The following is a 25,857-nucleotide window of genomic DNA, read 5'->3' as shown; positions in this document are numbered from 1 at the left end:
AGCGTCATCAGTCGGGCGAGCGCTTCTTGGTGATCCATAATGGCATCGAACCAAGCGCGTAACAGGTTGGCGCGCGCTTTGGCCGTGTGTTGACGCCACGCGGGCCAGGCGGCTTCGGCGGCGGCGATGGCTTCACGGGTTTCTTCGCCGCCTAAATCGGGCACTTCCGCCAGAACTTTCCCATTGGCGGGATTTGTGACGGAAAAATGCGTCTTCGCATCGCGCCACTCACCGGCAATAAAGGGTTTGGGAATCAGGATATCGAGCAACGTTTCCATGGTCTTTTCCTTTGTGGTTATTCAAAACCGGCTAATGCTTTACGTGCTAAACCACGCCCTTTTTCTTCAGTGCTTCAATCTCACTCGCCGGTTTTTTCAGCACGCGCTCAAGCACGGCAGCCGTATCCTCGCCGAGCGCGGGCGGCGCTTTGTGGTATTCAATCTCGGTTTTCGAGTACTTGATCGGGTTAGCCACGCCTTGTACCGGTCCCTGCGCGGAATCAAGCGAAACCTGCATGCCACGCGCTTGAACTTGCGGGTCGTCAAAAACCTGAGCGATATCCTGAATCGGGCCGCAGGGAACGCCAATCTCGTTGAGCAACACCGTCCACTCATTGAGCGTGCGTGTTTTGGTCGCGCTGACTAACAACTCAATGAGCTCAACCCGGTGTTTTACCCGTTCAGCGTTGGTCGCAAAACGTATGTCGTGGGCAAGCTCGCCGTGGCCAATGGCTTCGCAAAAACGTTGAAACTGGCCATTATTCCCGACGGCAATAATGATTTGCTCACCATCGGCGGTGGGAAATGGCTGATACGGCACCAGATTGGGGTGGTAGTCGCCGGTACGCGCCGGCGGTTTCCCGCTGCAGAAGTAGTTCTGCGCCTGATTCGCGAGCCAGCTCACCTGGACATCCAGTAGCGCCATGTCGATATGCTGCCCTTCCCCGGTCTGGGTTCGGTGGTACAACGCCCCTAAAATGGCAATGGTAGCGTTCATGCCGGTGGTCAAATCCGCGACGGCCACACCGACACGCTTCGGGCCGGCGCCTGGCTCGTCGTCCGCCGCCCCGGTAATGCTCATCAGCCCACCTTGGGCTTGAATAAGATAGTCGTAACCTGCCATTTCGGCCATCGGCCCGGTATGCCCAAAGCCTGTAATAGAACAGTAGATCAACCCCGGATTGGGCGCCGAGAGCGTTGCGTAATCTAGCCCCTTCTTCGCAAGGCCACCGCTTTTAAAGTTCTCGACCAAGATGTCGCTTTGGCTGGCGATCTCGCGAATCAAGTCTTGGCCTTCGGGCTGACTAATATCGACGGTTAGCGAGTGCTTACCACGGTTGGCGGCGAGATAATAAGCCGATTCACGTGTCTCACTGCCATCTTCCGCCTGAAACCAGGGCGGCCCCCAGTGGCGCGTATCATCACCGCTGCCGGGCCGCTCGATCTTAATCACCTCGGCCCCCATATCCGCTAGAATCTGGGTACTCCAGGGACCCGCCAACACGCGACTAAGGTCAAGTACACGCAACCCTTGTAAGGGACCTGCCATGGTTCACTCCTGCGCTAAGAAGGTATTGGAAAAGCGAAACAATTAGAAAAAGGCTTGGATACCGGTTTGTGCCCGCCCCAGAATTAACGCGTGGATATCGTGCGTGCCTTCATAGGTATTGACCGACTCCAAATTCACCATGTGGCGAATCACGCCGTACTCGTCTGATACGCCGTTGCCGCCGTGCATATCCCGCGCTACGCGGGCAATATCCAGCGCCTTGCCGCAGTTGTTGCGCTTAATCAGCGAGATCATCTCCGGCGCCCAGTTGCCGCTATCCAGTAGGCGACCCACTTGGAGTGCGCTCTGCAGGCCCAGGGTGATCTCGGTCTGCATATCGGCGAGTTTTTTCTGAATCAGCTGGTTAGCGGCGAGCGGGCGGCCAAACTGTTTGCGATCCAGCGTGTACTGGCGCCCGGCGTGCCAACAGAACTCGGCGCTACCCATGACGCCCCACGCGATGCCGTAGCGCGCCTTGTTCAAGCAGCCGAACGGGCCTTTTAGGCCGCTCACGTTAGGTAGCACGTTCTCTTCCGGCACAAAGGCGTTATCCAGCACGATCTCGCCAGTGATTGACGCACGCAGAGAAACCTTACCCTCAATTTTTGGGGCGCTGAACCCCTCAGTGCCACGCTCAACGATAAAGCCTTTAATTTGGTTATCGTGGGCGGCGGATTTGGCCCATACCACGGCGACATCGGCAATCGGGCTATTGGTGATCCAAATTTTGGCGCCGGTGAGGCGATAGCCGCCGTCCACTTTCTCGGCACGCGTGACCATGGCGCCAGGGTCGGAGCCGTGATCGGGTTCGGTTAGGCCAAAGCAGCCGACCATCTCACCGCTGGCAAGCTTAGGCAGGTATTTCTGCTTTTGTTCTTCTGAGCCATAAGCTTCAATCGGGAACATCACCAGCGACGACTGTACGCTCATGGCCGAGCGATAACCGGAATCAACACGCTCGACTTCGCGAGCAATCAGCCCATAAGCGACATGGTTAACGCCTGCACCGCCGTACTCCGGCGAGACCGTCGCGCCCAGCAGGCCAAGTTCTCCCATCTCGTTCATGATGTCGCGGTCAAAACGCTCTTCACGAAACGCCGATAACACCCGCGGCTGCAGGTTTTCTTGACAGTAATCGTAGGCGGCGTCGCGAATCTGACGCTCTTCGTCGGTCAACTGCTGTTCCAGTAGTAACGGATCGTCCCAATTAAAACGGCTCATCGTCATAGCTCCCAAGATGTAGTGGCAATAGCTGTAGCGGCGATAGGTAATCGTTAAAGTACCTCACTAGAAAATATCTATATTTTATCAAATCGTCAAAATATTTTTCCTTTGCGCGCAAACACGCTCGGCACCCGAGCGTTAAATTCGGGTGCCGAGAAGAGTGAAATAAACACAAACGAGACGCGTGTAAGCGGGTTAACAGCGAGCCATAATGGAAAGCCAAAGCAGGCGTAACGGCGCCAAAGCTAACAATAAAAAGCCGACGAGCGTCCAGGCGGGAAGGGAAAGCCCCAGCAGAGAGAAACTTATTTCGGCGCACTCACCCGAACCGGTGAGCACCATCGCCACCACGTCCTGTAACGGCAGCATATCCATCATGTAATCAAGATTTGGCCCGCAGCTCGGCACTTTATCGGCGGGCAGTGACTGCAACCACACATGGCGCCCGGCGACAAAAGCCCCGCCAGCAACAGTGATTAAGCTCAGCACAGCGTACAAAGCACACCCAATGCGCCCAGCGGGGTTATGCAGTGCCGCAACGGCTAGCACGATGGCGGTCGCAATCACCCCCACCCGCTGAAAAATACACAACGGACATGGCGCGAAGCCAACGATATGCTCAAGCACGAGCGCAACAGCCATCATCAATACGCAGAACGCGAACCCTGCCAGCGCCACTCCGCGCGTGGAAGCCAGCATCAAGAGGACACCTCGCTGTGTAGCGGCGTGAGGGCACGATTTTCGCGCGCGCTGGCAAAGTAGTCGGCCAGAAACGCATCAAAGCTCTCTAGATCGGCTTCTTCGATATCTTGCTGCTGTTGATGCGAGGTCTCCACCAGCTGATCCAGCAGCGTTTGACGCGCACGTATCATCGGCTGATGGCGCAGCTGCTCGCCCTGTTCTTTGGCCAAGGAAAGCATCAACTCGTTAAGCGACACGTTCTCTTGCTCTAGGCGTGCCAAAAGCTGCGCTGACGGCGTCAGCGACGGGTCTTGCAGGCTAGGTGCCAATGCCGCGATGGCCTCGGCGTGGGGAGAGCCATCCTCCATTGCATCCAGCAACGTTGCCACCTCGGTCATCTCGGTAAAGATTTGCTCGCCCCAGTCGCGCACGCTAGTGGCTTTGCCATCGCGAGTTAGCACTAGCGCTGGGTCGCGGCCACGCTCGACGACAAAACGGCGGTTATCGTCCAGACGGTCACACTCCTCATCGGAAATCCATGGGCTTTCGCTGAGCAAACACCACATGAGAAACGTATCGATAAAGCGGATTTGTGTTTCGGTCACGCCGAGCGGATCAAAGGGATTTAAGTCCAGGCAGCGCACTTCGATGTATTCCACCCCGCGCGCTTCTAGCGCTTGGCTCGGCGTCTCGTTGTGCTTAGCGACGCGCTTGGGACGAATATCGCTGTAGTACTCGTTTTCGATCTGCAGAATATTGGCATTAAGCTGACGCCATTCACCGTCGACATTCACGCCTACCTTTTCGTAATCCGGCCACGGCGAGGAGATAGCATGGCGCAACGTATTGACGTAGTTGGATAACGAGTTAAAACAGATTTTCAGCTGTTCTTGCACCTTATTTTGATAGCCCAGATCCGACATGCGTAGCGTCGTGGCGTAAGGCGCATAATAGGTTGCATCGTCTAACGTTTTGAGTTTTTCCGGCACGTTACCGCTGGGCAAAAAGCTTTTATCAATCGCCGGCGAAGCGCCGAAGAGGTAGAGCAAAAGCCAGCTGTGGCGGCGGAAGTTACGAATCAAACCGAAGTAGCGAGTTGAGCGGTAGTCGTTCAGCGAGGTGTTTTCTTGACCTTCAAACGCCTGTAGCACTTGCCACATCGAATCCGGTAGCGAGACGTTATAGTGTACGCCGGCAATCGCCTGCATGATGCGCCCATAACGCACGTCCAGCCCTTTGCGATAGACATGCTTCATGATGCCGGTATTGGAGTTACCGTAGTCAGCAATCACGACGCTATCGTTGCCATTTAAGCGGGCGGGCATACTCGTCGGCCAGATCCACTCGTCATCAAGGTAACGATAGCTAAACGCCTGCAGATCGCCCAAAAAAGCCAGCGCTTCGCGCGGCTCGGAGTAAACCGGGGTGATGTACTCTAAAAGTGCCTCGGAATAATCGGTGGTGATGTGCGGGTGGGTCAGCTTAGAACCAAGCGTCTGCGGGTGCGGCGTCTGGGCAATACAGCCCTCGGCGTCGACGCGCAACCCCTCTTTTTCGATCCCACGGCGCAGGCGGCCCAGGCGACCCTCGCGGGCGGCAGGCAGCAAACGCGCCACGTTGGCGGCTAAAAATGACGGTACAGAGAGAGGTTCAGACAAGGTGAACACTCCTTGTTTAACAGCCCGCCTCAGCGGGCTAGGTGAACTCAGCGAATGTCGCCACGACAACAAATACCCGCAGGATATGGCGCCATTTAGGCAACAATCAAGGTAACAGGCTAATTAACCCACGCTATGACGCGGCGTTTACTTGTTTTGGCGGGCTTTAAGCAGCGCCGCGCCAAGCGCCCCCACCGGCGCACTTTCTTGAGCACTCTCTTGGGCACGCCCTTGCGCCGGTTTAGCGGATTTACGCTTGCCACGATTCGGCTTTACGTCATCGGGTTTCGCCCCGTTTTTCGCCTCATCGCCACGCGCTTGACCAGCGGCGCTGTCGGCATCCGGCTGATCATCCAGCCGCATGGACATGCCGACACGTTTGCGCGCAATGTCTACGCTCATCACTTTCACGGTGACGATATCACCGGCTTTTACCACGCTGCGCGGGTCTTCCACAAAGCGATCAGACAGCGCAGAAATATGCACTAAGCCATCCTGATGCACGCCGATATCCACAAACGCGCCGAAATGCGTCACGTTAGTGACGGTGCCTTCAAGCACCATACCGAGCTTAAGGTCATTGAGCGTTTCGACGCCCTCGCGAAACGCGGCGGCCTTAAACTCAGGGCGCGGGTCGCGGCCGGGTTTATCCAGCTCTTTGAGAATATCGGTTACCGTGGGCAGACCAAACCGCTCGTCGGCAAACTCGGCCGGTGTGAGCGCTTTCAGCGCGGCGCTATCACCGATCAGGCTACGCAGCTCGCGCCCGCTCTGCTTGGCGATGCGTTCCGCGAGCGGGTAAGCTTCCGGGTGAACGGCGCTGGCATCCAGCGGGTTTTTCGCCTGAGGAATACGCAAGAAGCCGGCGCACTGCTCAAACGTCTTCGGCCCTAGCCGGCTGACATCTAAAAGTTCCTGACGGCTGGCAAAAGCGCCTTTGGCATTGCGCTGGGCAACGATATTGTCGGCAAGCGTCGATGAGAGCCCCGCCACACGCGAGAGCAGCGCGCTAGAGGCGGTGTTCAAATCCACCCCCACGGCGTTAACGCAGTCTTCGATCACGGCTTCGAGCGACTTGGAAAGCTGCACTTGAGAAACATCGTGCTGGTACTGCCCCACCCCGATGGACTTCGGCTCAATCTTAACCAGCTCACCCAGCGGGTCCTGCAACCGCCGCGCGATCGAGACGGCACCCCGTACCGTGACATCAAGATCAGGCAACTCGCGGGAGGCGTATTCAGACGCCGAGTAAACCGACGCTCCGGCTTCAGAGACCATGACCTTGCTCAGCCGAAAATCAGGCGCCATGGCTTTGACGAGCTCGGCGGCGAGTTTATCGGTTTCGCGGCTGGCCGTACCGTTGCCCACTGCAATCAGCGAGACATTGTGCTTTTTGACCAAGCGTGCCAGTTCAGCAAGCGATTCATCCCAACGCTTTTGCGGCGCGTGAGGGTAGATCGTGGTTTGATCGACGAACTGGCCCGTGGCATCCACCACCGCAACTTTACAGCCGGTGCGCAGGCCAGGGTCGATGGCCAGCGTGACCTTCTGCCCGGCTGGCGCGGCCAGCAGTAAATCTTTTAGGTTCGCCGCAAACACCTCAATGGCGGTAAGCTCGGCGTGTTCGCGCAGCTGGCCAAGAAGCTCGGTTTCCAGCGCGGTGTAAAGTTTGACTCGCCAGGTCCAGCGGACGACCTCAGTCAGCCATTTATCGGCAGGGCGCCCTTCGTCACGCACTCCCACATGTTTGGCAATCGCCACCTGGGCGGGGTGTACATCGGCTTCGTCTTCGCCGGGTAAGCGAATCGCAAGGCTTAGCGCCCCCTCGTTACGTCCCCGGAACATTGCTAACGCACGGTGAGACGGCACTTTTGCCAGTTTTTCATCGTGCTCGAAGTAATCGGAGAATTTGGCGCCTTCTTGCGCTTTGCCTTCCAGCAAGCGAGACGAAAGCTCGCCCTCTTGCCATAGGCGCTGGCGCAGCTGACCCACCAGTTCCGGGTCTTCGGCAAAGCGCTCCATCAGTATCTGCTTGGCCCCGTCGAGCGCGGCTTTGGCATCTTCGATTGCGGGCGCTTCCCCTTCCGCCGGACGCAGATAATGGGCGGCTTCGGTTTCAGGATTGCGCGTGGGGTCGGCCAGTAGCGCATCCGCTAGCGGCTCTAATCCCGCTTCGCGGGCAATCTGCGCTTTGGTGCGGCGCTTTTTCTTAAACGGACGGTATAAATCCTCCAAGCGCTGCTTGGTATCTGCCGCGTCGATCTTACTCGCCAGCTCCGGGCTTAGTTTACCCTGCTCATCAATGGCGACAAGCACCGTCGCGCGACGCTCTTCCAGCTCACGCAAATAACGCAGGCGCTCATCAAGCTGGCGCAGTTGTATGTCATCCAACGCACCGGTGACTTCTTTGCGGTAACGGGCGATAAACGGCACGGTTGCGCCTTCATCCAACAACGCCACCGTCGCCGATACCTGTTGCGGGCGAACGCTCAGCTCATCGGCTAAGCACGTGAGAATACGCTGATTGACATCCATATATCGCAACTAACTCATGCAGCATTAAGGAGAAGCCACAAGGTATCACAAAGCGACTTTAACTGCCTCAGGCAGGCACGAAATGCAGGGCAGCGCCGTTATTGCACCAACGCAGCCCAGTGGGTTCCGGCCCATCGCTGAACACGTGCCCTTGATGCCCGCGACAGCGTGCGCAGTGATATTCGGTCCGTGGCCAAATCATGCTGAAATCGAGCTGACTGAGCAAATGCCCTTCGACATGGGTATAAAAGCTCGGCCAGCCGGTGCCAGAGTCAAACTTTGTATCGCTAGTAAATAACACCAAATCGCATCCGGCGCAGCGATACTCGCCCTTGCGCTGCTCATCATCCAACGGGCTGGAAAACGCGGCTTCGGTGCCGTGCTCACGCAGCACGTAGTAAGCTTTTGACGAGAGTTTCTCGCGCCACTCATCCTCGCTTAACGTCACACGCTCAAGCCCCTCGGCGGCTTCGAGCTTCACCCGTGGAAACCCCATGGAAACACCGGGTATCAGCGCCGTTAAGCCGGTTAAACCCGACAAACCCAAAAAATGGCGTCGTTTCATGGTCAAGCACCTCCTACACACCATCGCGAAATTGACCGTCAATACCCAACAAGCCCTATACAAAACAAGCTCTATACAAAAAAGGGCAGCGTATAAACAGCGTCCCATTGGGACTGCTATGTGTGCGGTAAGTTCGGCACTCGCGACGTATCAACTTAGGGTGTCGAGGATTCAAAAAACGATAGCCGCACTTCACCTTCCTGCCAAACTGTGGTTTATGCCGCTATCATTGCAACTACCATTGTCTCAACCACTGTCTCAACCACAAGCGGGGCAGTGCAAAAGCACTGCCCCGCTTATCAGTTCAGTATACCGCTACCAAGCCATCTTGATTACATCATGCTCGGACCTGCCTTGATGATGGCGTCGTTAACACCCTCGAACTTCTTGAAGTTATCCACGAATTTAGTGGTCAGCTCGCGCAGGTGACGATCATAGGCGTCTTTATCTTCCCAAGTTTCGCGCGGGTTCAACAAGCTGGAGTCTACGCCGGGCACGGCAGTGGGCACCTGCAGGTTCAAACCGTCAATGTGCTGAGTTTCCACGTCGCGCAGCACGCCCGACTGAATGGCGCTGATAATCGCGCGAGTCGTTGGAATAGAGAAGCGCGAGCCGCCTTCACCAAAGGAACCACCGGTCCAGCCCGTGTTAACGAGATACACCTGAGCGTCTTTCTGCTCGACACGCTTGACCAGAAGATCCGCGTACTCACGCGCCGGGCGTGGAAAGAACGGTGCGCCAAAGCAGGTGGAGAACGTAGCTTCCAACCCTTCTGAAGCGCCCATTTCGGTAGAGCCGACCTTAGCGGTGTAGCCAGAAAGGAAGTGATACGCCGCGGCTTCTTTGGACAACACAGAAACCGGCGGTAAAACACCCGACATATCGCAAGTCAAAAAGACAATCGCGTTAGGTTCACCGGCACGATTTTCCTGTACACGCTTTTCGATGTGCTCGAGCGGATAAGCAGCGCGTGAGTTCTGAGTGAGGCTATCGTCAGCGTAGTCCGGCTCGCGGCGGTCATCGAGTACGACGTTTTCCAGCACGGTACCAAAGTGGATGGCGTTCCAGATCACCGGCTCGTTTTTCTCGGAGAGATCAATGCACTTAGCGTAACAACCACCTTCCATGTTGAAGACGGTATCATCGCCCCAGCCGTGCTCATCGTCGCCAATCAGATAGCGCGCCGGGTCAGCCGAAAGCGTGGTTTTACCGGTACCGGAAAGACCAAAAAAGAGGCAGGTTTCACCGTCTTCGCCGACATTAGCGGAGCAGTGCATCGGCAGCACACCGGACTCAGGCAACAGGAAATTCTGCACCGAGAACATGGCTTTTTTCATTTCACCGGCATAGCGCATACCGGCAATCAGCACTTTCTTCTCGGCAAAGTTAATAATCACGCAGCCATCAGAATTGGTGCCATCACGGTTCGGCATGCACTCAAAGTGGGGTGCGTTGAGAATCTGCCACGTCTCTTTGGCGCTCGGGTTATACACCTCGGGGCGGACAAACATCGTGCGGCCGAACAGATTGTGCCAGGCAGTTTCAGCGGTCACGCGTACCGGCAGGTAGTGAACGGGGTCGCTGCCCACGTGCAGCTCGGAGACAAAGTGTTCGCCACTTTCCAAGTAATCGCTGACGTGTGCCCACAGAGCGCCGAATTTATCGGCGTCGAACGGACGGTTTACACTACCCCAGTCGATGCTGTCACGGGTCGACGACTCATCGACGATAAAGCGATCTTTCGGTGAACGGCCGGTACGCTCGCCTGTGTTTACCACCAGAGCGCCGTTGGCCGACAGGCGGCCTTCACCACGGGCCACGGCGCGCTCAATCAGTTCGGCACTGTTCAGGTTCACGTGGGCTTGGGGGGCAGCTTGAGTCGTGGTCATGTCGATTCCTGGGCCTTGGGGCCAATTATCTCATTTACCCGGCGTCACCGACGCCTGAAAATCATCCCTACCGTGTCGTTACACGGCTGGGCACGCTGAAAACGAGCGCATTATGACAAAAAGAAAGCCCCCGGGAAATGGGGGCATACGGCAAATATTTTGTAGTTAAACTACAACACAACCACTACATTTTGTATTGCGCTGCAGAATTTCAATAAAACGGTCGTTTATTCGTGGCGCTAATCTTATTGATTCTTTGGGCTCTTATTTTCATTACCGCACAACCTCTTGCGCTTTCGCGCAGACTACAACATCAATGAATGGTGGGGGCTGAAGCGTCTGGATTAACCAAAAGCGTTTCAATTTCTGCCGCTGTGTAGTGATATCCCGTATGGCAAAAGTGGCATTGCGTCTCAATCCCCCCCTGCTCGGCAACGATATCACGCAGCTCATCCGCGCCTAAGGTCAGTAGCGCCTTGGCCATGCGCTCGTGGGAACAGGTGCAGCCAAAATACAGCGCTTTAGGCTCAAAAACGCGCACCGTTTCTTCGTGATAGAGCCGATAAAGCACGTCGCGCTGCTCCAAGCCCAAAAGCTCTTCACGTTTGATGGTGTCGGCTAGCTGTACGCTACGCGCCCACGCGTCCACATCTTGATTTTGTGCCTCGTGGGGCAAACGCTGTAATAACAATCCGCCTGCACGCCGACCGTCTGCTTCGAGCCACAGCCGCGTGGGCAGCTGTTCCGATTGACCAAAATAGGCTTCTAAACACCCAGCCAGCGAGTCGTGATCCAGCGCCACAATTCCCTGGTACCGATGCCCTTCTTTGGGGTCGAGCGTGATCACGATCTGGCCGTCCCCCACTAGCTCACGAAAGGCCGCCGCTTCGCTCGGCAACGCCGCCCCTTCCGCCACGCGGGCAATGGCGCGTAATTCACCGCCAGGGTTGGATTCAGCCATCAAAAGCGAGAGAGCCCCTTGTCCACGCACTTCAATGCTCAACGTCCCATCAAGCTTCACGGTATCGGTCAGCAGGGCGACAGCGGCTAAGAGTTCGCCGAGCAGCGCATTCACCGCGGGCGGATACGCATGGCGATCAAGCACTTCTTGATAGGCGCGTTCAAGGGTCACGATTTCGCCGCGCACATTGGTCTGGTCAAACAAAAATCGTCGGATCTGGTCGTTCATCGCTCTCTCACTTAAGGTCCGCTCACTCGCCTTGGTTGCGTTGGAAGCGCTGAATCTCACGGCGCTGCTTTTTATCCGGGCGTTTCAGCGGGTGTTGCATTACCTGATTGTTCAAACGGCGCGCTTCAGTTTCACGCTCGCGGCGCTCACGGCTTGCTTCGGTTTCGGCGTAAAGCATGCGGGCTTCCGGTGCGCCGCGGCGTTGGCCGGAGAGGCCGGTGACTTCGACATCAAAAACATCCCACCCTTGGGGGACACGGACGATAGCACCCAGTTCTACCGTTTTACTGGTCTTGGCACGCGCACCCTCGTACTGAACTTTACCGCCCTCTATCGCCTTTTTCGCCAGCGCGCGAGTCTTGAAAAAGCGCGCGGCCCAAAGCCATTTATCTAACCGTACGTTTTCGTTCATTTAGGCTCCTCCTGCGGTACATCGCGAGGCAACAGCTGGGCAAAACGGTCCAACGCGACAAACTCCTGAAGCGCTTTCTCCGGCCGCTGGCTATTAGGCTGCTTAATGCCAAGCAAATGCTTAATGCCAAATTCGCGGGCACTTTCCAACACACTAGGGTTGTCGTCAATAAATAGCGTGCGCGCCGGGTCGAATGGCTCAATCTCTTGAAGCGCGAACCAGAACGCCTGCTCTTCCTTGGCCGCCCCCACGTCCTCTGAAGACACGATCGCTTCGAGATACGCTTCCAGCCCGGTGAGCGGCAGCTTGAGCTCCAAGCTCGCCCTATCGGCGTTAGTCGCCAACACCACACGCGGATGTTCTGTTTGTAGCCACTTAAGAAAATCGAGCGCGTCGCCGCGCAAACCGATAAGGTGCTGCACTTCGCGTTTGAGGGCGACAACGTCCACGCCCAGCTCACGACTCCAATACGCCAAACTGTACCAATTAAGCGTTCCCTGCTCGCCGATGATGCGGGCTTTGAGTGCTGTTTGCGACGCCTCATCAAGCTGGTGCAATTCAACGTAGCGGCGTGGCAAATGCTCTAACCAGAAGTGGCTATCGAAGTGTAAATCCAATAGCGTGCCATCCATATCCAACAGCACGGTATCTATGGCCTGCCAGTCGATCATGCGCCACTCCAGGTAGTCGGGGAAAGCGTGCTATTGTAGCGCAATCGCTTTTACCCAGCACGCTTACACCCTGATATTGCTTAACCACGGAGGCATCAATGTCATCGTCTGATACGCAACCCACTAACGCGGCGACGCCTGAGAACAACGCGCCAACGTACCTGCAAAAACCCCAAATTTTAGCGCGAGAAAGCGTGGCGAAGAGTCGCTTGTTTCACGTTGAATCGCTCGATCTGCGGTTTTCCAACGATGAAGAGCGCACCTTCGAGCGGCTAACCGGCGTCGACCGCGGTGCGGTGATGATCGTCGCCATGCCAGACCCAGAACACGTGCTGTTAATTCGCGAGTATGCCGCTGGCTTTGAAGATTACGTGCTGACACTACCCAAGGGTTTGGTGGACCCTGGGGAAGATTTTGTCACCGCCGCTAACCGCGAATTGATGGAAGAGTGTGGCTTCGGCGCTCACCGTATTGAACCGCTTGTCGAACTTTCGCTTGCGCCCAACTACATGCGCCACCGCATGCAAGTATTAATCGCCACTGACCTTTACCCCAAGCGCCTACCCGGCGATGAGCCCGAACCACTCATCGTCGAGACGCATGCCCTCGAAGAGCTGCCGATGCTGATGATGCGCGAAGACTTCCACGAAGCCCGCGCCATCGCCGCGCTGTATATCGCCCGCGACAAGCTCCGCGCCGAACGTCAGGAAGAGAGCGGTTTCATTTAGTCGTGAGTACGTATCTCAGGCTGCCCAAAGGTCAATGGCAAACCAGGCATGATATTGATCAGCGACCCGCAGGTGATGCAGGGCTATCTGAGTGACCCGCCGCGCACGGCGAAGGCGCTCCACAATGCCGATGGCCACCGCTGGTGCATCACCGGGGATAAAGGCTTTATCGACGAAGACGGCTTTTTTGACCCTGATGACCCGTTACCTTTTTAGTCACTGAGCAACCGTCGTCATGGAGAAAGGCATTTTTGCATTCCCCCTAACCACGCCTTTATCAAACCCGGGGCAGAAAGCCGTTCACTAAGCAGGAAAAGGCAACACACCATGGTGGAGAAAATCATCCAGGTGGTAGGTATAAACGCCTGATGCGTCTTTGCGCTTAAATGACACTTGAGCGGCACTTGTGACACAAAGCCATGGGCGCATATCGGCTGGCTCTTGCTGAGCGAGCGCATCAGGCGTGAATAAGCCCACGCACACACCGCCCTGGGTATCTCGCGCGGAGGCGAACTCAAACGCTTCAACGCTCGCCCCACGCATGGCGCTACCCAATTGCTGACACGGGTTGTAATCAACCGGATGTTTTAACTCGACAAAATGTTCGACAAAACGGCCTGCGTGTAGTCTGACACCCTGTTTAGCGGCATAGTCCACAGAAAAAAGCGTATGCTCTGTGCGCAGTGATGCAGCCACTGGCTTCCCTTCCATGGAGTACCAAAAGACAAGTCGATAGAAAGCAGATTCAGCTAATGTTGTCGCAATACTTTTGCCACCATAAAAGAGGCTCGGCTCAAATGTTCGGCCAAAGCGTGAACCCCATTTGAGTGGCGGATAGCGAAAAGGCGTCTTCAGCAGGTAATGGAGATCTCGCTCTTGCTGGGGATAAGGCGGCTTAGCGGTTTCGAGCAAGGCTTCAAGAAGCTCCTGCTCTTCAAGGGTGTCCACATAGCTGAGCGTTGCCACTTGCTCCTGGCTCTCCACCAACCTATACAAAGTGCCGGAAATAGGTTCGATCTTTTGCGCGCCGCCGCAGGCCTCCCATACACTCACACCTTACCCCGCATGCCATCCACGAATCTCAGTACTGCAAACAATCCCTCCAACCGAGTCACTTGCTCAGCCGGTATACCCCCCGTGGCACGGTTGGACGTGCGCATAAAATGCTGAATCCATGTTTGGTCGCCACCGGTAAGGGCGAACAATGATCTAGCTAAGCGAATGAGCAACAAGGCTAGCTCGCCCTGCTTGGAGTTTGGATCGAGCTTCAGGCTTTTTTTAAGCTGCGTGATGGTTGTACGGTGCACGCCAAGCACTTCTGCCAAATCAGACTGCGATAACCCTAACTGCTCGGCAGCTCGTAGTACTGCTTTCGCTAATACCCTTTCAGGAGTGGGCGTTGTTTGAGCAAGGGCTGGCATAATGCGCCTCAGCGTGATGGATTTTCATCAATAATAGCAGAAAAGTTGTTTATTCACCCATCAAAACCCATCGACACCTTTCCAGTGGCAGAAAACTGCTGATGAGATAGTGGCGTCGGTAGGTCGAGCAGCATCAGCTCTTGATCGACGCACCGACAAGCCAAATTCATTATGCGAACTTAAGAATCACCACACTAGCGGTTAGAGAGCCTGCTCCAGCCGAGGTGTTGCCTGTTGATGTGAGGTGTGCGCCAACCGTGCCAATGCCGCTTCAATACTCTCTTCATGCCCGCCTTCTAAGCGGAACGCGGCTACAACGTTAGCCAACTCATTGGCCTCATAAGTCAGTTGGTTGGCTGCCTCGGCGATCGATTGCACCCGGCTGGCGTTCTGCTGCGTCACTTGGTCCATCTCGGAAACGGCAGCGTTGATCTGGGTGATACCGCTGGTTTGCTCTTCTGAGGCGTGGGTAATCTCTTCCATCAGGTCGCTCACCTTCATTACCTGCGCCACAACGTCTTCAATAGACGTTTCCGCCGCTTTGGCCTCATGCCGCCCCCCTTGGATTTCACTATCGGAGGCGTCAATCAGCTCGCGTATTTCCTGTGCGGCCGTTGCGCTACGCCCAGCTAGCTGGCGCACTTCACTCGCCACTACCGCAAAACCGCGCCCGGCTTCACCGGCACGAGCAGCTTCAACAGACGCATTCAGTGCCAAAATATTGGTTTGGAAGGCGATACCGTCAATGACGCTGATGATGTCGGTCATCTTCGAGGAGCGCTCAGATATCCGCTCCATCCGGTCTACCAGTTGCTGCATTTTTTCGCCCGTCTCACGCGTCGCCTGGGCATTCTTCATAGCGAGTTTATTTGCTTGCCGCGCATTATCTGTATTTTGCTGCACGGTCACGGTCATTTGATCCATGCTGGAGGCCGTTTGTTGCAAGGATGAGGCTTGCTGTTCGGTACGAGAAGCCAGGTCTTCGTTTTCATCAGCAATACGCTGTGCCGCTGGGGTGACGACTTGGATGCGCTCATTCACTTCTCCTACGATACTAGACAGCGAGGCACGCATGGTACGAATCGAATTTAGCAGGTCACCAAGCTCATCCTGACGCTGCTGGTTAACTCGCGTTGCCAAATTACCTGCTGCAATCTGGAAGGTGACACGCCGAGCATCATTCAACGAACTGATAAGTGACCTTAAAATCAATACGCTTAACAGCACCATCGTCACGACACCGATAATCAGCACCACCGCTTGGGTGGTCAACATCTGTGTTTGCCCTGCTTTAGCATCGGCCATTAATTCAGCCGCCAGGGTACGCTCATCCTCTACCAACGCATCGGCCGTGGCTTGCAAAGAGGCTAACATTGGCTCGACGCCGTCGTTGAAAGATTCAAATGCTTGAAACCCTTGACCGTCATCTAATGCGGTGTAAGTAGCGCTAATTCCGTCCTGAATGGCTTGTAGCTGTGAACGAAAATCGGCAACGTTCTCGCGCTCGATCTGATCCGAATTACTGTATTGCTCCCAATGGGCATTCATACGCGCTTCGCTTTCTTCCCACGTCGCGATGAGCGCTGAAAGGTCCACACCCCGAGGATTGCGCACCGCTGGCGCCAAGGCATTAACTTCCTGGTTGAGCAGCCGCTCAATGGCTTGCAAGCTTGCCACATCTTCCAACCCGGCTTGGTTCAACCGCGCTAAACGCTCCCCCGACACCATTAGCCCGTATACGCCCAAGCTACCGGCAACGGCAAGCAGGATAATGGCGACAAGCACCATACCCATTAGCTTTGCCTGCATGCTGCTAAAATTAAAACGACCCACCCAACCCACTAGTCCCGTGCGTTTGATGGTCCCACGCCGGATCTTATACCCGCGCAAACTGCCTTTTCGGCGGATCGTGGCATAGACACGTTCGGCACGCTGAATCGCCTTTTGCGTCGCGCGATGGCGCACCGAGGTATAACCCATCACATGGTCACCGTCGCGTAAGGCAGACACAGAGGCTTGCACCCAGTAATAATCCCCATTTTTACGCCGGTTTTTCAGCGTGCCTTGCCAAGTATGCCCCGCTTTTAGCGTTTCCCAAAAATCTTTAAACACCTCAGGCGGTATATCGGGGTGTCGTAACAGGTTGTGCGGTGAGCCAATAAGTTCGTCGTGGGTATAGCCACTCACCTCGACAAAAGCGGAGTTGGCGTAGGTGATATTACCGTCCGTATCAGAACGGGAGATCAATACATCGTCGTCGTCTAACGCATACTCTTTATCCGTTACCGGCTGATTATCGCGCATGGCTGCCTCTCATCCTTGCCTTTGGTATACACATCATCTCAACGTATGAACCGCATAGTTTTAACGTATAGAGATTAGCGTTGATACACAACGACTTAAGCATGAGAAAATCAACGCCACGCCAACCGCGCAGCGTTGATGACGTTTACCCGAAAACGACGTTGGCCACGTCCTGATAGCGGTCAGCAAAGTGCACCGTTACGCCGTCTGTCAGGTAGTCCGGCAGTTCATCGTAATCACGGCGGTTGGCTTCAGGCAGAATGACCTCGAAAATATCGCTACGCCGAGCGGCTATCACTTTCTCGCGAATACCACCCACTGACAGCACCTGACCCGTCAGCGTTAGCTCACCGGTCATGGCCAACGGCCGATTGATCGCCTCGTGCTTCGCTAAAGAAAGCAACGCCGTGGTCATTGACACCCCTGCCGACGGCCCGTCTTTAGGGGTCGCCCCTTCGGGCACGTGCAGATGTACAAATGCCGAATCAAAGAAATCCGCATCGGCGCCGTACTCTTTCAGGTGGCCCAAGGTATAGCTGTAAGCGATATTAGCCGACTCTTGCATCACATCACCAAGCTTGCCGGTCAATTTGAAGCCACGCTCCAGGACGTGCACCTTGGTCGCCTCAATCGGCAAAGTAGCGCCCCCCATCGTCGTCCAGGCAAGGCCTGTCACCACGCCTTCGCCCCTGAGCACTTTCTCTTTGCGGAAGATAGGTTTGCCTAAAAACTCTTCTAAATTATTCACCGACACCTTGACCGTTTCCTGCTCATTTTCGAGCATTTTCACGGCAGCTTTACGCACAATACGGTGCAGCTGTTTTTCTAACTGGCGCACACCGGCTTCACGTGCGTAGCCTTCAATCACTTGCTTCAGTGCCGCATCCGTCAGGTTGATACGCTTTTTGCTAAGGTTGTCGCGTTTCAACAGCTTCGGCCACAAATGATGCTTGGCAATCGCCACTTTTTCCTCGGCGATGTAGCCGCCGAGACGAATCTGCTCCATGCGGTCGAGAAGCGGCCCAGGGATCGAATCCAGCGTGTTCGCCGTGCACACGAACAGCACCTTCGAAAGGTCCATGCGCACGTCCAAGTAGTGATCCAAGAAATCGACGTTTTGCTCAGGGTCAAGCACTTCCAATAACGCCGAAGCGGGGTCGCCCTGGAACGACTGACCCAACTTATCAACCTCATCGAGCATGATGACCGGATTTTGGACTTCGACTTCTTTCAACGCCTGTACCAGCTTGCCGGGCATGGCGCCAATATAGGTGCGGCGATGGCCTTTGATTTCCGCCTCGTCGCGCATGCCGCCCACCGAAAAGCGGTAGAACTTGCGCCCCAGCGCCTCGGCAATCGAGCGACCGACAGACGTTTTACCCACCCCTGGCGGGCCGACCAGCAGCACAATCGAGCCGCCCACGTCGCCTTTGAACGTACCCTCGGCGAGAAACTCGATGATGCGTTCTTTCACATCGGTCAAGCCATCGTGGTCGCGATCAAGCACCTTACGTGCATGGGCCAAATCCAACTTATCGTCGCTGGTGATACCCCAAGGCAAGCAGGTGAGCCAGTCCAGATAATTACGCGTGGTGCCATATTCCGGCGAGCCGGTTTCCAGTACGCCGAGTTTATTCAACTCTTCGTCAATGCGCGTCTGCACGCGCTCGGGCACGGTGACGTTTTTCAGGCGCGCACGGAAGGTGTCGACATCGTTCTCGCGGTCATCCTTGGAAATACCCAGCTCACGCTGGATGACTTTCAGCTGCTCGCGCAGAAAGAACTCGCGCTGACGCTCTTGCATCTGCGCGTCAACCTGCTCGCTGATTTCGCTTTGCAACTGCGCCACATCGATCTCTTTGCGCAACAGCGGCAACACTTTTTGCATGCGCTCAGCCACCGGGAGGGTCGCGAGCGCATCCTGGAGCTCCAGGCCTTTGGCCGAGGTAATCGCGGCGGCAAAGTCGGTCAGCGGTCCCGGCTGATTGGGGCTAAAGCGGTTTAAATAGTGCTTGAGCTCTTCGCCATACAACGGATTAATCGGCAGCAGCTCTTTGATGCCGTTGATAATCGCCATGGCATAGGCGCGGGTTTCTTCATTCTCCGCGTCAACCGGCTCTTTAGGGTAAGTGACTTCTACCAGGTAAGGCGGCTCTTTCGACAACCAGCGCTTAATTTTAAAGCGCTGCAAGCCCTGGGCAATAAACTGAATCTGCTGGTCTTCGCTCTTGAGCTTATGCACCTTTACCGCGGTGCCGATCTCAGGAAAACTATCGGCACTGAGTGAATTCACACCGGCCTCGCCAACAAACGCCACCCCAATCGTGTGATGTGGCGTGTTGCCCAACCGGCGCATGGTTTCTTCCCAGCGCTCGCGATTGATAACCAACGGCTGCACCTGAGCTGGAAAGAAAGGCCGATTATGAATCGGCAGCAGGTAAATACGCTCTGGCAGCATCTCGCTGGCCGACACAAGAGAGTGTACCTGCTCACCATCAGAGCGGTACTCCTGTTCGTTAAAGGCGTCGTCGCTACGCTCATGCGCTTGCTCGTACGCGGAGGCCTCGTCTTCGGCTACCCACGTTGGGGCTTCGTTTTCGCTGTCAGCGTCGTTATCAAATTCGTTGTCAAAATCCTGGTCGCTCATGCGCCCTCCCTCGGAATCAGTGGCGACATATGTGTCGCCAAGCATTGCCTAGGGAATGCGGGCAGTTGCACAAAACTTCAAGGCGAAAGGCCCAAGTGCGTGCATAAAGCGGTTAAAAATTGGGCAGCGGACGACCGTTAACCCGCCAGTTTCCCTGAATAAGATCAAACGTAAGTGAGCGCGTACTTAGGGGCAATCCTAACCACAGTGCGGCAACAGGCGGCGCATTTTGCCAGGTGATATCGCCTTCGAAGCGAGAACGCCAATGTGATGGCATCGGTTCATGCGTCGCATCGATTAAGCTAAGCGCCTCTAAGCGGCGAGGATCAAAAAATAGCGCGCCATTGGCGTCGATATCGATACCCAGAAGCGGGCTTTCCATATCGATGGCGTGAATATCCAACCGTGGGGACGCTTTCAGCGTTTGCAGAAGATTGGGCTCAAGCCGCGCTAACAGCCCCTCTTCCACCGGCATCTCGACGCTTCCTCTCGCGGCTTCCTGGCGCAGCTGGACAATCACCTCGCGCACTGCATCGGCATCAATGCGCGAAAGCTCAGCCTCTATTCGGCCACGCAGTATCGGCGCTTGAGGCGCCTCATCGGTCAAGATGGCGTCGCCGACAACGAGCTCGCTCGCAATGCGCAGCTCCTGCTCGTCAAGTACCATATCACTATTGAGTTCGAGCGGCGTTACCGTGAGATTGAGATCAGGGTGGGTAAGTGACAGCGATTCAATATGTAATCGATCATGCTGGTTAAAATGGTAAGCGTCCTGCGTATACGTATAGCGGCTCTCTAATACGCTAGGGCCGAGCACTAAACGGGCATCACGATCTTTTATCACTAACTCATTGAATAAGCCGCGCAGACGCCAATCGCCAAACACGCCCTCTAAGCGTACGCGTGCCCCGCGCACTTCCAGATAGCGGCCATCTTGTTCGATCACAAGCGGCGCCAGCGCCAAGCGTAATTCCGTGTGTCCGCTTAGCGTCTGATAGCGCCCTTGCCAGCGAGGCGCAGAAGGCACCGACACATCGCCGACAGCACGCTGCAATACCGTGTCTAAGCGCGGCATGAGCGTCCCTTCGATATCGGTATTCAAAATACCATGACGCGCGCGGTAGGAAACCTCCAACCGCCACGGGCGGCCAAGCAACGGAGAAAGAATGACCTTGCCGTGGGAGGTAAGCCAACCCGGATCATTTTCGGTGCGCTGCACACGCCACTCACCCCGGGCTTTCAAGTCTTCAAGCGCTTGGTGCATACTGCGCTCAAACAAGACACTTGACAGCAACTGAGCGGCCATCCAGATCACGACCACCACCGCAATAGCGGGGACAATGAGTCGTTCCTTGCGCATGGTGCTACTCCCTGACGCACACCCCTAAAAACACGGTCTGAGCGAAAAAGCTGTCATGCAGCCAGAACCGTCAGTGCAACCAAAACCGTCAATGCAGTCAGAATCGTCAGTGCAACCAAAACCATAGGTGCATGATACTCCAAGCGTATAAACCTGCCATGACATCATCAATCATAATGCCAAAACCGCCCGCAACGCGGCGGTCCGCCCAGCGAATCGGCCACGGTTTAAACACATCAAATACGCGAAAAACAACAAAGCCCCAAAGCGCGGCTTCCCAGGAAAACGGCACCGCCGCCATGGTGATCCAATAACCGACGAACTCATCCCACACGATACCGGAGTGGTCGTGCACGCCCAGGTCGTGAGAGGTTTTATCGCACAGCCAAACGCCCACCACAAAGGCGACAAAAACAATACCTAAGTACCAGTTTAGCGGTAAATCCGCCATCAACCAGAAGAAAGGGATGGCGGCCAACGTGCCAAACGTCCCCGGTGCAAAAGGCACCGCGCCGCTGCCCAACCCAAAAGCAAAAAAGTGCGTAGGGCGTCGCCAAACGCTAGGCGGCGATTTATTCATGGCGCTTCTCCCCTACGGCTTGCCGGCGGATCACTGTCTGACACCGCTTGCCCAACAAAATGCTGCCACCCGGTTTCGGCCTCAGAGGGCACCCCCTTGACACCGAGTTCTTCCACACATCGCCCGACCGCGGTAAGTGCAACGCCCAGCGGCGCGAGGGCTGCCTGCGCTTGCGCCCAGCATGTATGAGGAATCGTGACCAGCAACTCATAGTCATCGCCACCTGAAAGCGCTGCCTTCCGTGCTTGCTGCGGGCCTAAGGCATCCACCAGCCCCTCGGCAAGTGGAATAGCATCGGCATCGAGTCTCGCCCCCACGCCAGAAGCCTGACGGAGATGCGCCAGATCCGCGAGCAAACCATCGGAAATGTCCAATGCACTCGACGCGATACCTCGTAGCGCCCGCCCCGCGGCAAGGCGTGGCACCGGCAGTAAATAACGCGTCAAAAGCGGATGCGTCAGATCACGCTCCCCTTGCTGCCATAACGCTAAGCCACCGCCTCCACCGCCTAGCGCACCCGTCACCGCCAGCATATCACCTGGCTGCGCGCCACTGCGCATTAGTGCGCAACCGCTCGGCACTTCTCCCATAACGGTAACGCAGACTGACAAGCTGCCAGACGTGACATCACCACCGACCAGCGCCGTCTCGTGCTGATCGCACAGAGCGAGAAACCCTTGCGCATACGCCTGCAACCAGGCACTAACAGCGACATCATCGCGCCAGCGTTGCTGATCGAGCGTGAGCGCCATTAAGCACCACCGCGAATCCGCTCCCATCGCCGCCAGGTCAGACAGCGCGACTGCCAAGGCGCGATGGCCTATCGCCTTGGCCGGCGCATCTGGCGGAAAGTGAACGTTCACGACAGACGTATCAACGCTGACAACTAGCTGCTGACCGGTTGCGGGGGTCAGCAATGTCGCATCGTCACCCACCCCCAAGGCCACGCCATGACCTTGAGCAGGGGGGGTGAAGTAGCGCTGAATTAGATCGAATTCGGCAAGCACACAGACCCCTTAACGCGATAAGTAGCCGTCACGGACGCCCTCAATGGCGACGCGCGACGACCTCGGCACTGCGCAAGCGATTCGCTAACTTATCCAGAATGCCGTTCACGTATTTATGCCCATCGGTAGCGCCAAACGATTTGGCCAGCTCCACGCCTTCATTGATCACCACGCGGTAAGGCACCTCTAAGCGGCGCGAAAGCTCGTAGGCGCCTAGGCGCAAAATCGCCAACTCCACGGCGTCCAAGTCTTCCAAGCGGCGATCAAGCAGCGGCGCAATATCACGATCAATCGCCTCCTTGAAGCGCGCCACATTGTGCAGAAGCTCGTGGAAAAGCGCTTGATCGGCAATTTCCATCACCTTGGCCCAGTTCTCGTAATCTTCCAGATCATCATCGGGCTTTTGGCTACGAAATTCCGCTTCAATGGCGGTCATGGATTTATGCGTCATCTGCCACTGATAAAGCCCCTGCACGGCCAACTCGCGCGCCGCGTGGCGGCTTTCTTGCGCGGAAGAAGACTTACGCGACTGACTCATTGCCCGGCCTCCGGGGAAAGGGCGCGTAACAGTGACACCATTTCCATCGCTGCCATCGCCGCCTCGGTACCTTTGTTACCTGCTTTGGTGCCCGCGCGCTCAATGGCTTGCTCAATCGACTCGACCGTCAGCACGCCATTGGCGACCGGCGTATCAAACTCAAGCTGGAGGTTATTCATCGCCGAATTACAACCACCGGCCACGTATTCAAAGTGTGGTGTGCCGCCGCGAATCACGGCCCCTAGGGCGATGATTGCGTCAGGGCGGCTCACTTTTAGCACCTTTTTCACTGCCAGGGGCAGCTCCCACGCACCGGGGACATGCACGAGTTGAATCTGCTCGGCATCAACGCCGTGACGCACCAGGCTATCTACGGCGCCCTCAACCAGGCTATCAACCACGTGATGGTTAAAACGCCCCACCACGAGGACATAACGACCGTTAACGTCGAAAAAGTTACCTTCTACTTGAGAGAGAGGTTCCATCAATCTGTTCCTGCTGAAAAAGAGGGCTGCTGAGAAGTGGGCTGACCGGTGGCATCCGCTGGGCTGAGTCGCTCCACGACTTCCAAATCAAACCCCGAAAGCGCGGAGAATTTCCACGGCGAACTCAATAGCCGCATTTTACCTACACCCAAGTGGCGCAGAATCTGCGAGCCCGTGCCAATGGTCAAATAGTTACCCGCGCCATCGGAGTCGCTAGTACGCGGCTGACGCACACGGTCTAAGAAAATATCTAACTGATCTTTCAAGTCTTGATGCGGGCGCGCATCGTCGATCAAGACAAAAACACCGGGCTCGGCACAGGCAATTTCCGCCAGCGCTCGCTGGGCATCCCAACGGTGCTTACCGTCTTTTAACAACCCCATCACATCGTGCAGCGTATCCGCTAAGTGCACGCGTACGGTCGTCGGCTGATCGGTGGTGGGCTGACCGTTCACCAGCGCCAAATGGTGCGCGCCTTGAATACGATCACGGAAAACGTGGAGCATCATGTCGCCATGAGCGGTGCTTTGCGGCAAGGCCTCGACGTGATCCACGGTTTGTTCGTTAATGATGCGGTAGTGGATCAAATCGGCAATGGTACCCATCTTAATACCGTGCTCTTGGGCAAACGCCTCAAGCTCAGGGCGACGCGCCATGCTGCCATCATCGTTCATGATCTCGCAGATCACACCGCTCGGGTCACAGTCGGCAAGCGCGGCCAAATCGCACGCCGCTTCGGTGTGCCCCGCCCGGCGTAATACGCCACCCGGCTCCGCCATCAGCGGGAAGATATGCCCCGGCTGAACAATGTCGTCAGCCGTGGCATTCAGGGCGACAGCCGCTTGCACGGTGCGTGCGCGGTCAGCAGCCGAGATACCGGTGGTGACACCGGTTGTCGCTTCAATCGACAGCGTGAATTTGGTCCCAAACCCCGAGCCGTTATCGCTCACCATGAGCGGCAGGTTAAGCTGCTCACAGCGGTGGCGTGTCATGGGCAAGCAAATAAGCCCACGGGCATGACGTGCCATGAAGTTGATATGTTCGGCCTGGACTTTCTCCGCGGCCATGATGATATCACCTTCGTTTTCTCGATCCTCATCGTCCATGAGGATCACCATTTTGCCTTGGCGAATATCGTCGACCAAGTCAGCGATGGGGGCCAGACCCCCGGAGGAGGAGTGCGCCATGGAATCTCCAAGTCTGTGTCGCATTGCGTGCGATTTCGCGCGTCAGGGTACCTTGGTATGGCTGACGGCGCTAGTCACGAACCGGGGAGGCGACGACTCGCCAGTCTTGCCCCACCGCGCGAATATCATGAATGGTCAGCCGACGCTGGTCGGCCATTTTACTTAAACCCGGCAGGGCAAAGAGCGGCCGCGCGTCACCGCCTAACAGCGTCGGTGCGACAAAAAGCTGCATTTCGTCCACCGCATCGGCGGCCAGCATGGCCCCGGCGAGCGTAGCACCGGTTTCCACCAGTAGCTCGTTCACTTGCTCGTTTTCCGCTAACCAACTTAGCAGTTGACGCAGATCGATACGCCCCCCTTCCGCCGCCGGCAGTACCTGTACGTCAGCACCAGCTTGTTCGAGCTTGGCGCGTTTTTCTGGCGAGTGGGCCGATGTGGTGATAATGAGTGTACGCCCAGGGGCAGACAAACAGGCGGCGGCGAGCGGTAAGCGCAAGCGCGTATCCAAAATCACCCGCAACGGCTGGCGCGTTACGACCTCGTCGGCATTAGGCAACTGCAGTTGCTCGGCACGCAACGTTAAGCGTGAGTCGTCCATAATGACCGACGCCACACCGCTTAGCACCGCACTTGAGCGGGCACGTAAACGCTGTACATGACAACGCGCCTCCGGGCCGGTAATCCACTGCGATTCTCCCGAGCTCATCGCGGTGCGGCCATCAAGGCTCATCGCCATTTTCAAGCGCACAAAGGGGCGCTTTTGCGCCATGCGTGCGATAAAACCAGGATTGAGCTGCCGTGCATCGGCCTCTAACAAGCCGACATCCACTTGAACACCGGCCTCTTCCAACAAGAGAATACCACGCCCGCTCACCTGCGGATTCGGGTCCACCATCGCCACCACCACGCGGGCAACCTTTGCCTTCACCAGCGCCAATGCGCAGGGGCCGGTGCGCCCGGTGTGGGAGCAGGGCTCTAAGGTGACATACGCGGTAGCACCCTCGGCGTTTGTGCCCGCCGCGTCAAGCGCATGAATTTCCGCGTGGGGTTCTCCCGCGCGCGCATGAAAGCCCTCGCCGACCACTTCCCCATGGCGCACAATCACGCAACCCACGCGAGGATTCGGGTCGGTGGTATAGAGACCGCGCTCGGCTAAATGCAGCGCACGCGCCATAAAATAATGATCATCGGGTGTAAACGGCATCGGCGAAAACGCTCTTGGGGTTAA

Annotated in this window: 24 protein-coding genes; 2 read left to right on the top strand and 22 right to left on the bottom strand. The window is 56.3% G+C overall.

What is annotated here, in order from left to right:
• The 11 genes from M8006_RS15005 to yrfG all read right to left on the bottom strand — a co-directional run.
• The coding region (locus tag M8006_RS15005) for an aldehyde dehydrogenase family protein (protein WP_250083597.1) at positions 1-278 on the bottom strand (278 nt) is incomplete at its 3' end.
• 46 nt (positions 279-324) lie between these two features.
• On the bottom strand, positions 325-1,548 hold the full coding sequence (locus M8006_RS15000) for a CaiB/BaiF CoA transferase family protein (RefSeq protein WP_250083595.1): 1,224 nt from the start codon (positions 1,546-1,548) through the stop codon (positions 325-327).
• 42 nt (positions 1,549-1,590) lie between these two features.
• Positions 1,591-2,769, bottom strand: coding sequence for an acyl-CoA dehydrogenase (locus tag M8006_RS14995; protein WP_250083593.1), 1,179 nt, complete (start codon positions 2,767-2,769; stop codon positions 1,591-1,593).
• Positions 2,770-2,967: 198 nt separating this feature from the next.
• Positions 2,968-3,471 carry a disulfide bond formation protein B gene (locus tag M8006_RS14990; protein ID WP_430886839.1) on the bottom strand — a complete coding sequence of 168 codons (504 nt, stop codon included), beginning with the start codon at positions 3,469-3,471 and terminating at the stop codon, positions 2,968-2,970.
• Positions 3,471-5,111: a glutamate--cysteine ligase gene (gene gshA / locus M8006_RS14985; protein ID WP_250083589.1), complete on the bottom strand. Its 1,641-nt coding sequence runs from the start codon at positions 5,109-5,111 to the stop codon at positions 3,471-3,473. The genes M8006_RS14990 and gshA overlap by 1 nt, the downstream gene beginning before the upstream one ends.
• A 147-nt stretch (positions 5,112-5,258) precedes the next feature.
• Positions 5,259-7,646: a Tex family protein gene (locus M8006_RS14980; protein WP_250083587.1), complete on the bottom strand. Its 2,388-nt coding sequence runs from the start codon at positions 7,644-7,646 to the stop codon at positions 5,259-5,261.
• Positions 7,647-7,713: 67 nt separating this feature from the next.
• A complete protein-coding gene (msrB, locus tag M8006_RS14975) occupies positions 7,714-8,211 on the bottom strand; it encodes a peptide-methionine (R)-S-oxide reductase MsrB (protein WP_250083584.1) in 498 nt (165 codons plus the stop codon).
• A gap of 332 nt (positions 8,212-8,543) precedes the next feature.
• Complete coding sequence (locus tag M8006_RS14970) at positions 8,544-10,100, bottom strand: phosphoenolpyruvate carboxykinase (RefSeq protein WP_250083583.1); 1,557 nt, start codon at positions 10,098-10,100, stop codon at positions 8,544-8,546.
• Between the two features lie 313 nt (positions 10,101-10,413).
• Positions 10,414-11,289 carry an Hsp33 family molecular chaperone HslO gene (hslO, locus tag M8006_RS14965; protein ID WP_250083581.1) on the bottom strand — a complete coding sequence of 292 codons (876 nt, stop codon included), beginning with the start codon at positions 11,287-11,289 and terminating at the stop codon, positions 10,414-10,416.
• Positions 11,290-11,311: 22 nt separating this feature from the next.
• Positions 11,312-11,701 carry an RNA-binding S4 domain-containing protein gene (locus M8006_RS14960; RefSeq protein ID WP_250083577.1) on the bottom strand — a complete coding sequence of 130 codons (390 nt, stop codon included), beginning with the start codon at positions 11,699-11,701 and terminating at the stop codon, positions 11,312-11,314.
• Positions 11,698-12,372 carry a GMP/IMP nucleotidase gene (gene yrfG / locus M8006_RS14955; protein ID WP_250083575.1) on the bottom strand — a complete coding sequence of 225 codons (675 nt, stop codon included), beginning with the start codon at positions 12,370-12,372 and terminating at the stop codon, positions 11,698-11,700. Before yrfG ends, M8006_RS14960 begins: the two co-directional genes overlap by 4 nt.
• 98 nt (positions 12,373-12,470) lie before the next feature.
• Between yrfG and nudE the strand changes: the two genes are divergently transcribed.
• Positions 12,471-13,100, top strand: coding sequence for an ADP compounds hydrolase NudE (nudE, locus tag M8006_RS14950; RefSeq protein ID WP_250083574.1), 630 nt, complete (start codon positions 12,471-12,473; stop codon positions 13,098-13,100).
• 48 nt (positions 13,101-13,148) lie between these two features.
• On the top strand, positions 13,149-13,316 hold the full coding sequence (locus tag M8006_RS14945; protein WP_250083572.1) for an AMP-binding protein: 168 nt from the start codon (positions 13,149-13,151) through the stop codon (positions 13,314-13,316).
• A gap of 87 nt (positions 13,317-13,403) precedes the next feature.
• Here M8006_RS14945 and M8006_RS14940 read toward each other — a convergent pair whose 3' ends face one another.
• The 11 genes from M8006_RS14940 to ribD form a co-directional block, all read right to left on the bottom strand.
• Complete coding sequence (locus M8006_RS14940; RefSeq protein WP_250083570.1) at positions 13,404-14,153, bottom strand: RES family NAD+ phosphorylase; 750 nt, start codon at positions 14,151-14,153, stop codon at positions 13,404-13,406.
• Complete coding sequence (locus M8006_RS14935) at positions 14,150-14,521, bottom strand: MbcA/ParS/Xre antitoxin family protein (protein WP_250083568.1); 372 nt, start codon at positions 14,519-14,521, stop codon at positions 14,150-14,152. The genes M8006_RS14940 and M8006_RS14935 overlap by 4 nt, the downstream gene beginning before the upstream one ends.
• Before the next feature lie 201 nt (positions 14,522-14,722).
• Complete coding sequence (locus M8006_RS14930; protein WP_250083566.1) at positions 14,723-16,825, bottom strand: methyl-accepting chemotaxis protein; 2,103 nt, start codon at positions 16,823-16,825, stop codon at positions 14,723-14,725.
• A gap of 145 nt (positions 16,826-16,970) precedes the next feature.
• A complete protein-coding gene (lon, locus tag M8006_RS14925; RefSeq protein ID WP_250083564.1) occupies positions 16,971-19,472 on the bottom strand; it encodes an endopeptidase La in 2,502 nt (833 codons plus the stop codon).
• 112 nt (positions 19,473-19,584) lie between these two features.
• Positions 19,585-20,832: a DUF945 family protein gene (locus M8006_RS14920; RefSeq protein ID WP_250083561.1), complete on the bottom strand. Its 1,248-nt coding sequence runs from the start codon at positions 20,830-20,832 to the stop codon at positions 19,585-19,587.
• A gap of 106 nt (positions 20,833-20,938) precedes the next feature.
• Positions 20,939-21,412: a phosphatidylglycerophosphatase A family protein gene (locus M8006_RS14915; RefSeq protein ID WP_250083558.1), complete on the bottom strand. Its 474-nt coding sequence runs from the start codon at positions 21,410-21,412 to the stop codon at positions 20,939-20,941.
• Positions 21,409-22,419 (bottom strand): thiamine-phosphate kinase, encoded by a 1,011-nt coding sequence (gene thiL / locus M8006_RS14910; protein ID WP_250083556.1) that lies wholly within the window; start codon positions 22,417-22,419, stop codon positions 21,409-21,411. The genes M8006_RS14915 and thiL overlap by 4 nt, the downstream gene beginning before the upstream one ends.
• A gap of 40 nt (positions 22,420-22,459) precedes the next feature.
• On the bottom strand, positions 22,460-22,957 hold the full coding sequence (nusB, locus tag M8006_RS14905; protein ID WP_250083553.1) for a transcription antitermination factor NusB: 498 nt from the start codon (positions 22,955-22,957) through the stop codon (positions 22,460-22,462).
• On the bottom strand, positions 22,954-23,442 hold the full coding sequence (gene ribH / locus M8006_RS14900) for a 6,7-dimethyl-8-ribityllumazine synthase (protein ID WP_250083551.1): 489 nt from the start codon (positions 23,440-23,442) through the stop codon (positions 22,954-22,956). Before ribH ends, nusB begins: the two co-directional genes overlap by 4 nt.
• Positions 23,442-24,629 (bottom strand): bifunctional 3,4-dihydroxy-2-butanone-4-phosphate synthase/GTP cyclohydrolase II, encoded by a 1,188-nt coding sequence (ribBA, locus tag M8006_RS14895; RefSeq protein WP_250083549.1) that lies wholly within the window; start codon positions 24,627-24,629, stop codon positions 23,442-23,444. The genes ribH and ribBA overlap by 1 nt, the downstream gene beginning before the upstream one ends.
• A 70-nt stretch (positions 24,630-24,699) precedes the next feature.
• Positions 24,700-25,833, bottom strand: coding sequence for a bifunctional diaminohydroxyphosphoribosylaminopyrimidine deaminase/5-amino-6-(5-phosphoribosylamino)uracil reductase RibD (ribD, locus tag M8006_RS14890; RefSeq protein ID WP_250083547.1), 1,134 nt, complete (start codon positions 25,831-25,833; stop codon positions 24,700-24,702).
• Positions 25,834-25,857 lie beyond the last annotated feature (24 nt).

The sequence above is a fragment of the Halomonas llamarensis genome (assembly GCF_023555005.1).
In the GTDB taxonomy this organism is placed as follows: domain Bacteria; phylum Pseudomonadota; class Gammaproteobacteria; order Pseudomonadales; family Halomonadaceae; genus Vreelandella; species Vreelandella llamarensis.
The sequence above is the reverse complement of the archived record's forward strand: the minus strand, read 5'-3'. Positions and strand labels throughout refer to the sequence as shown.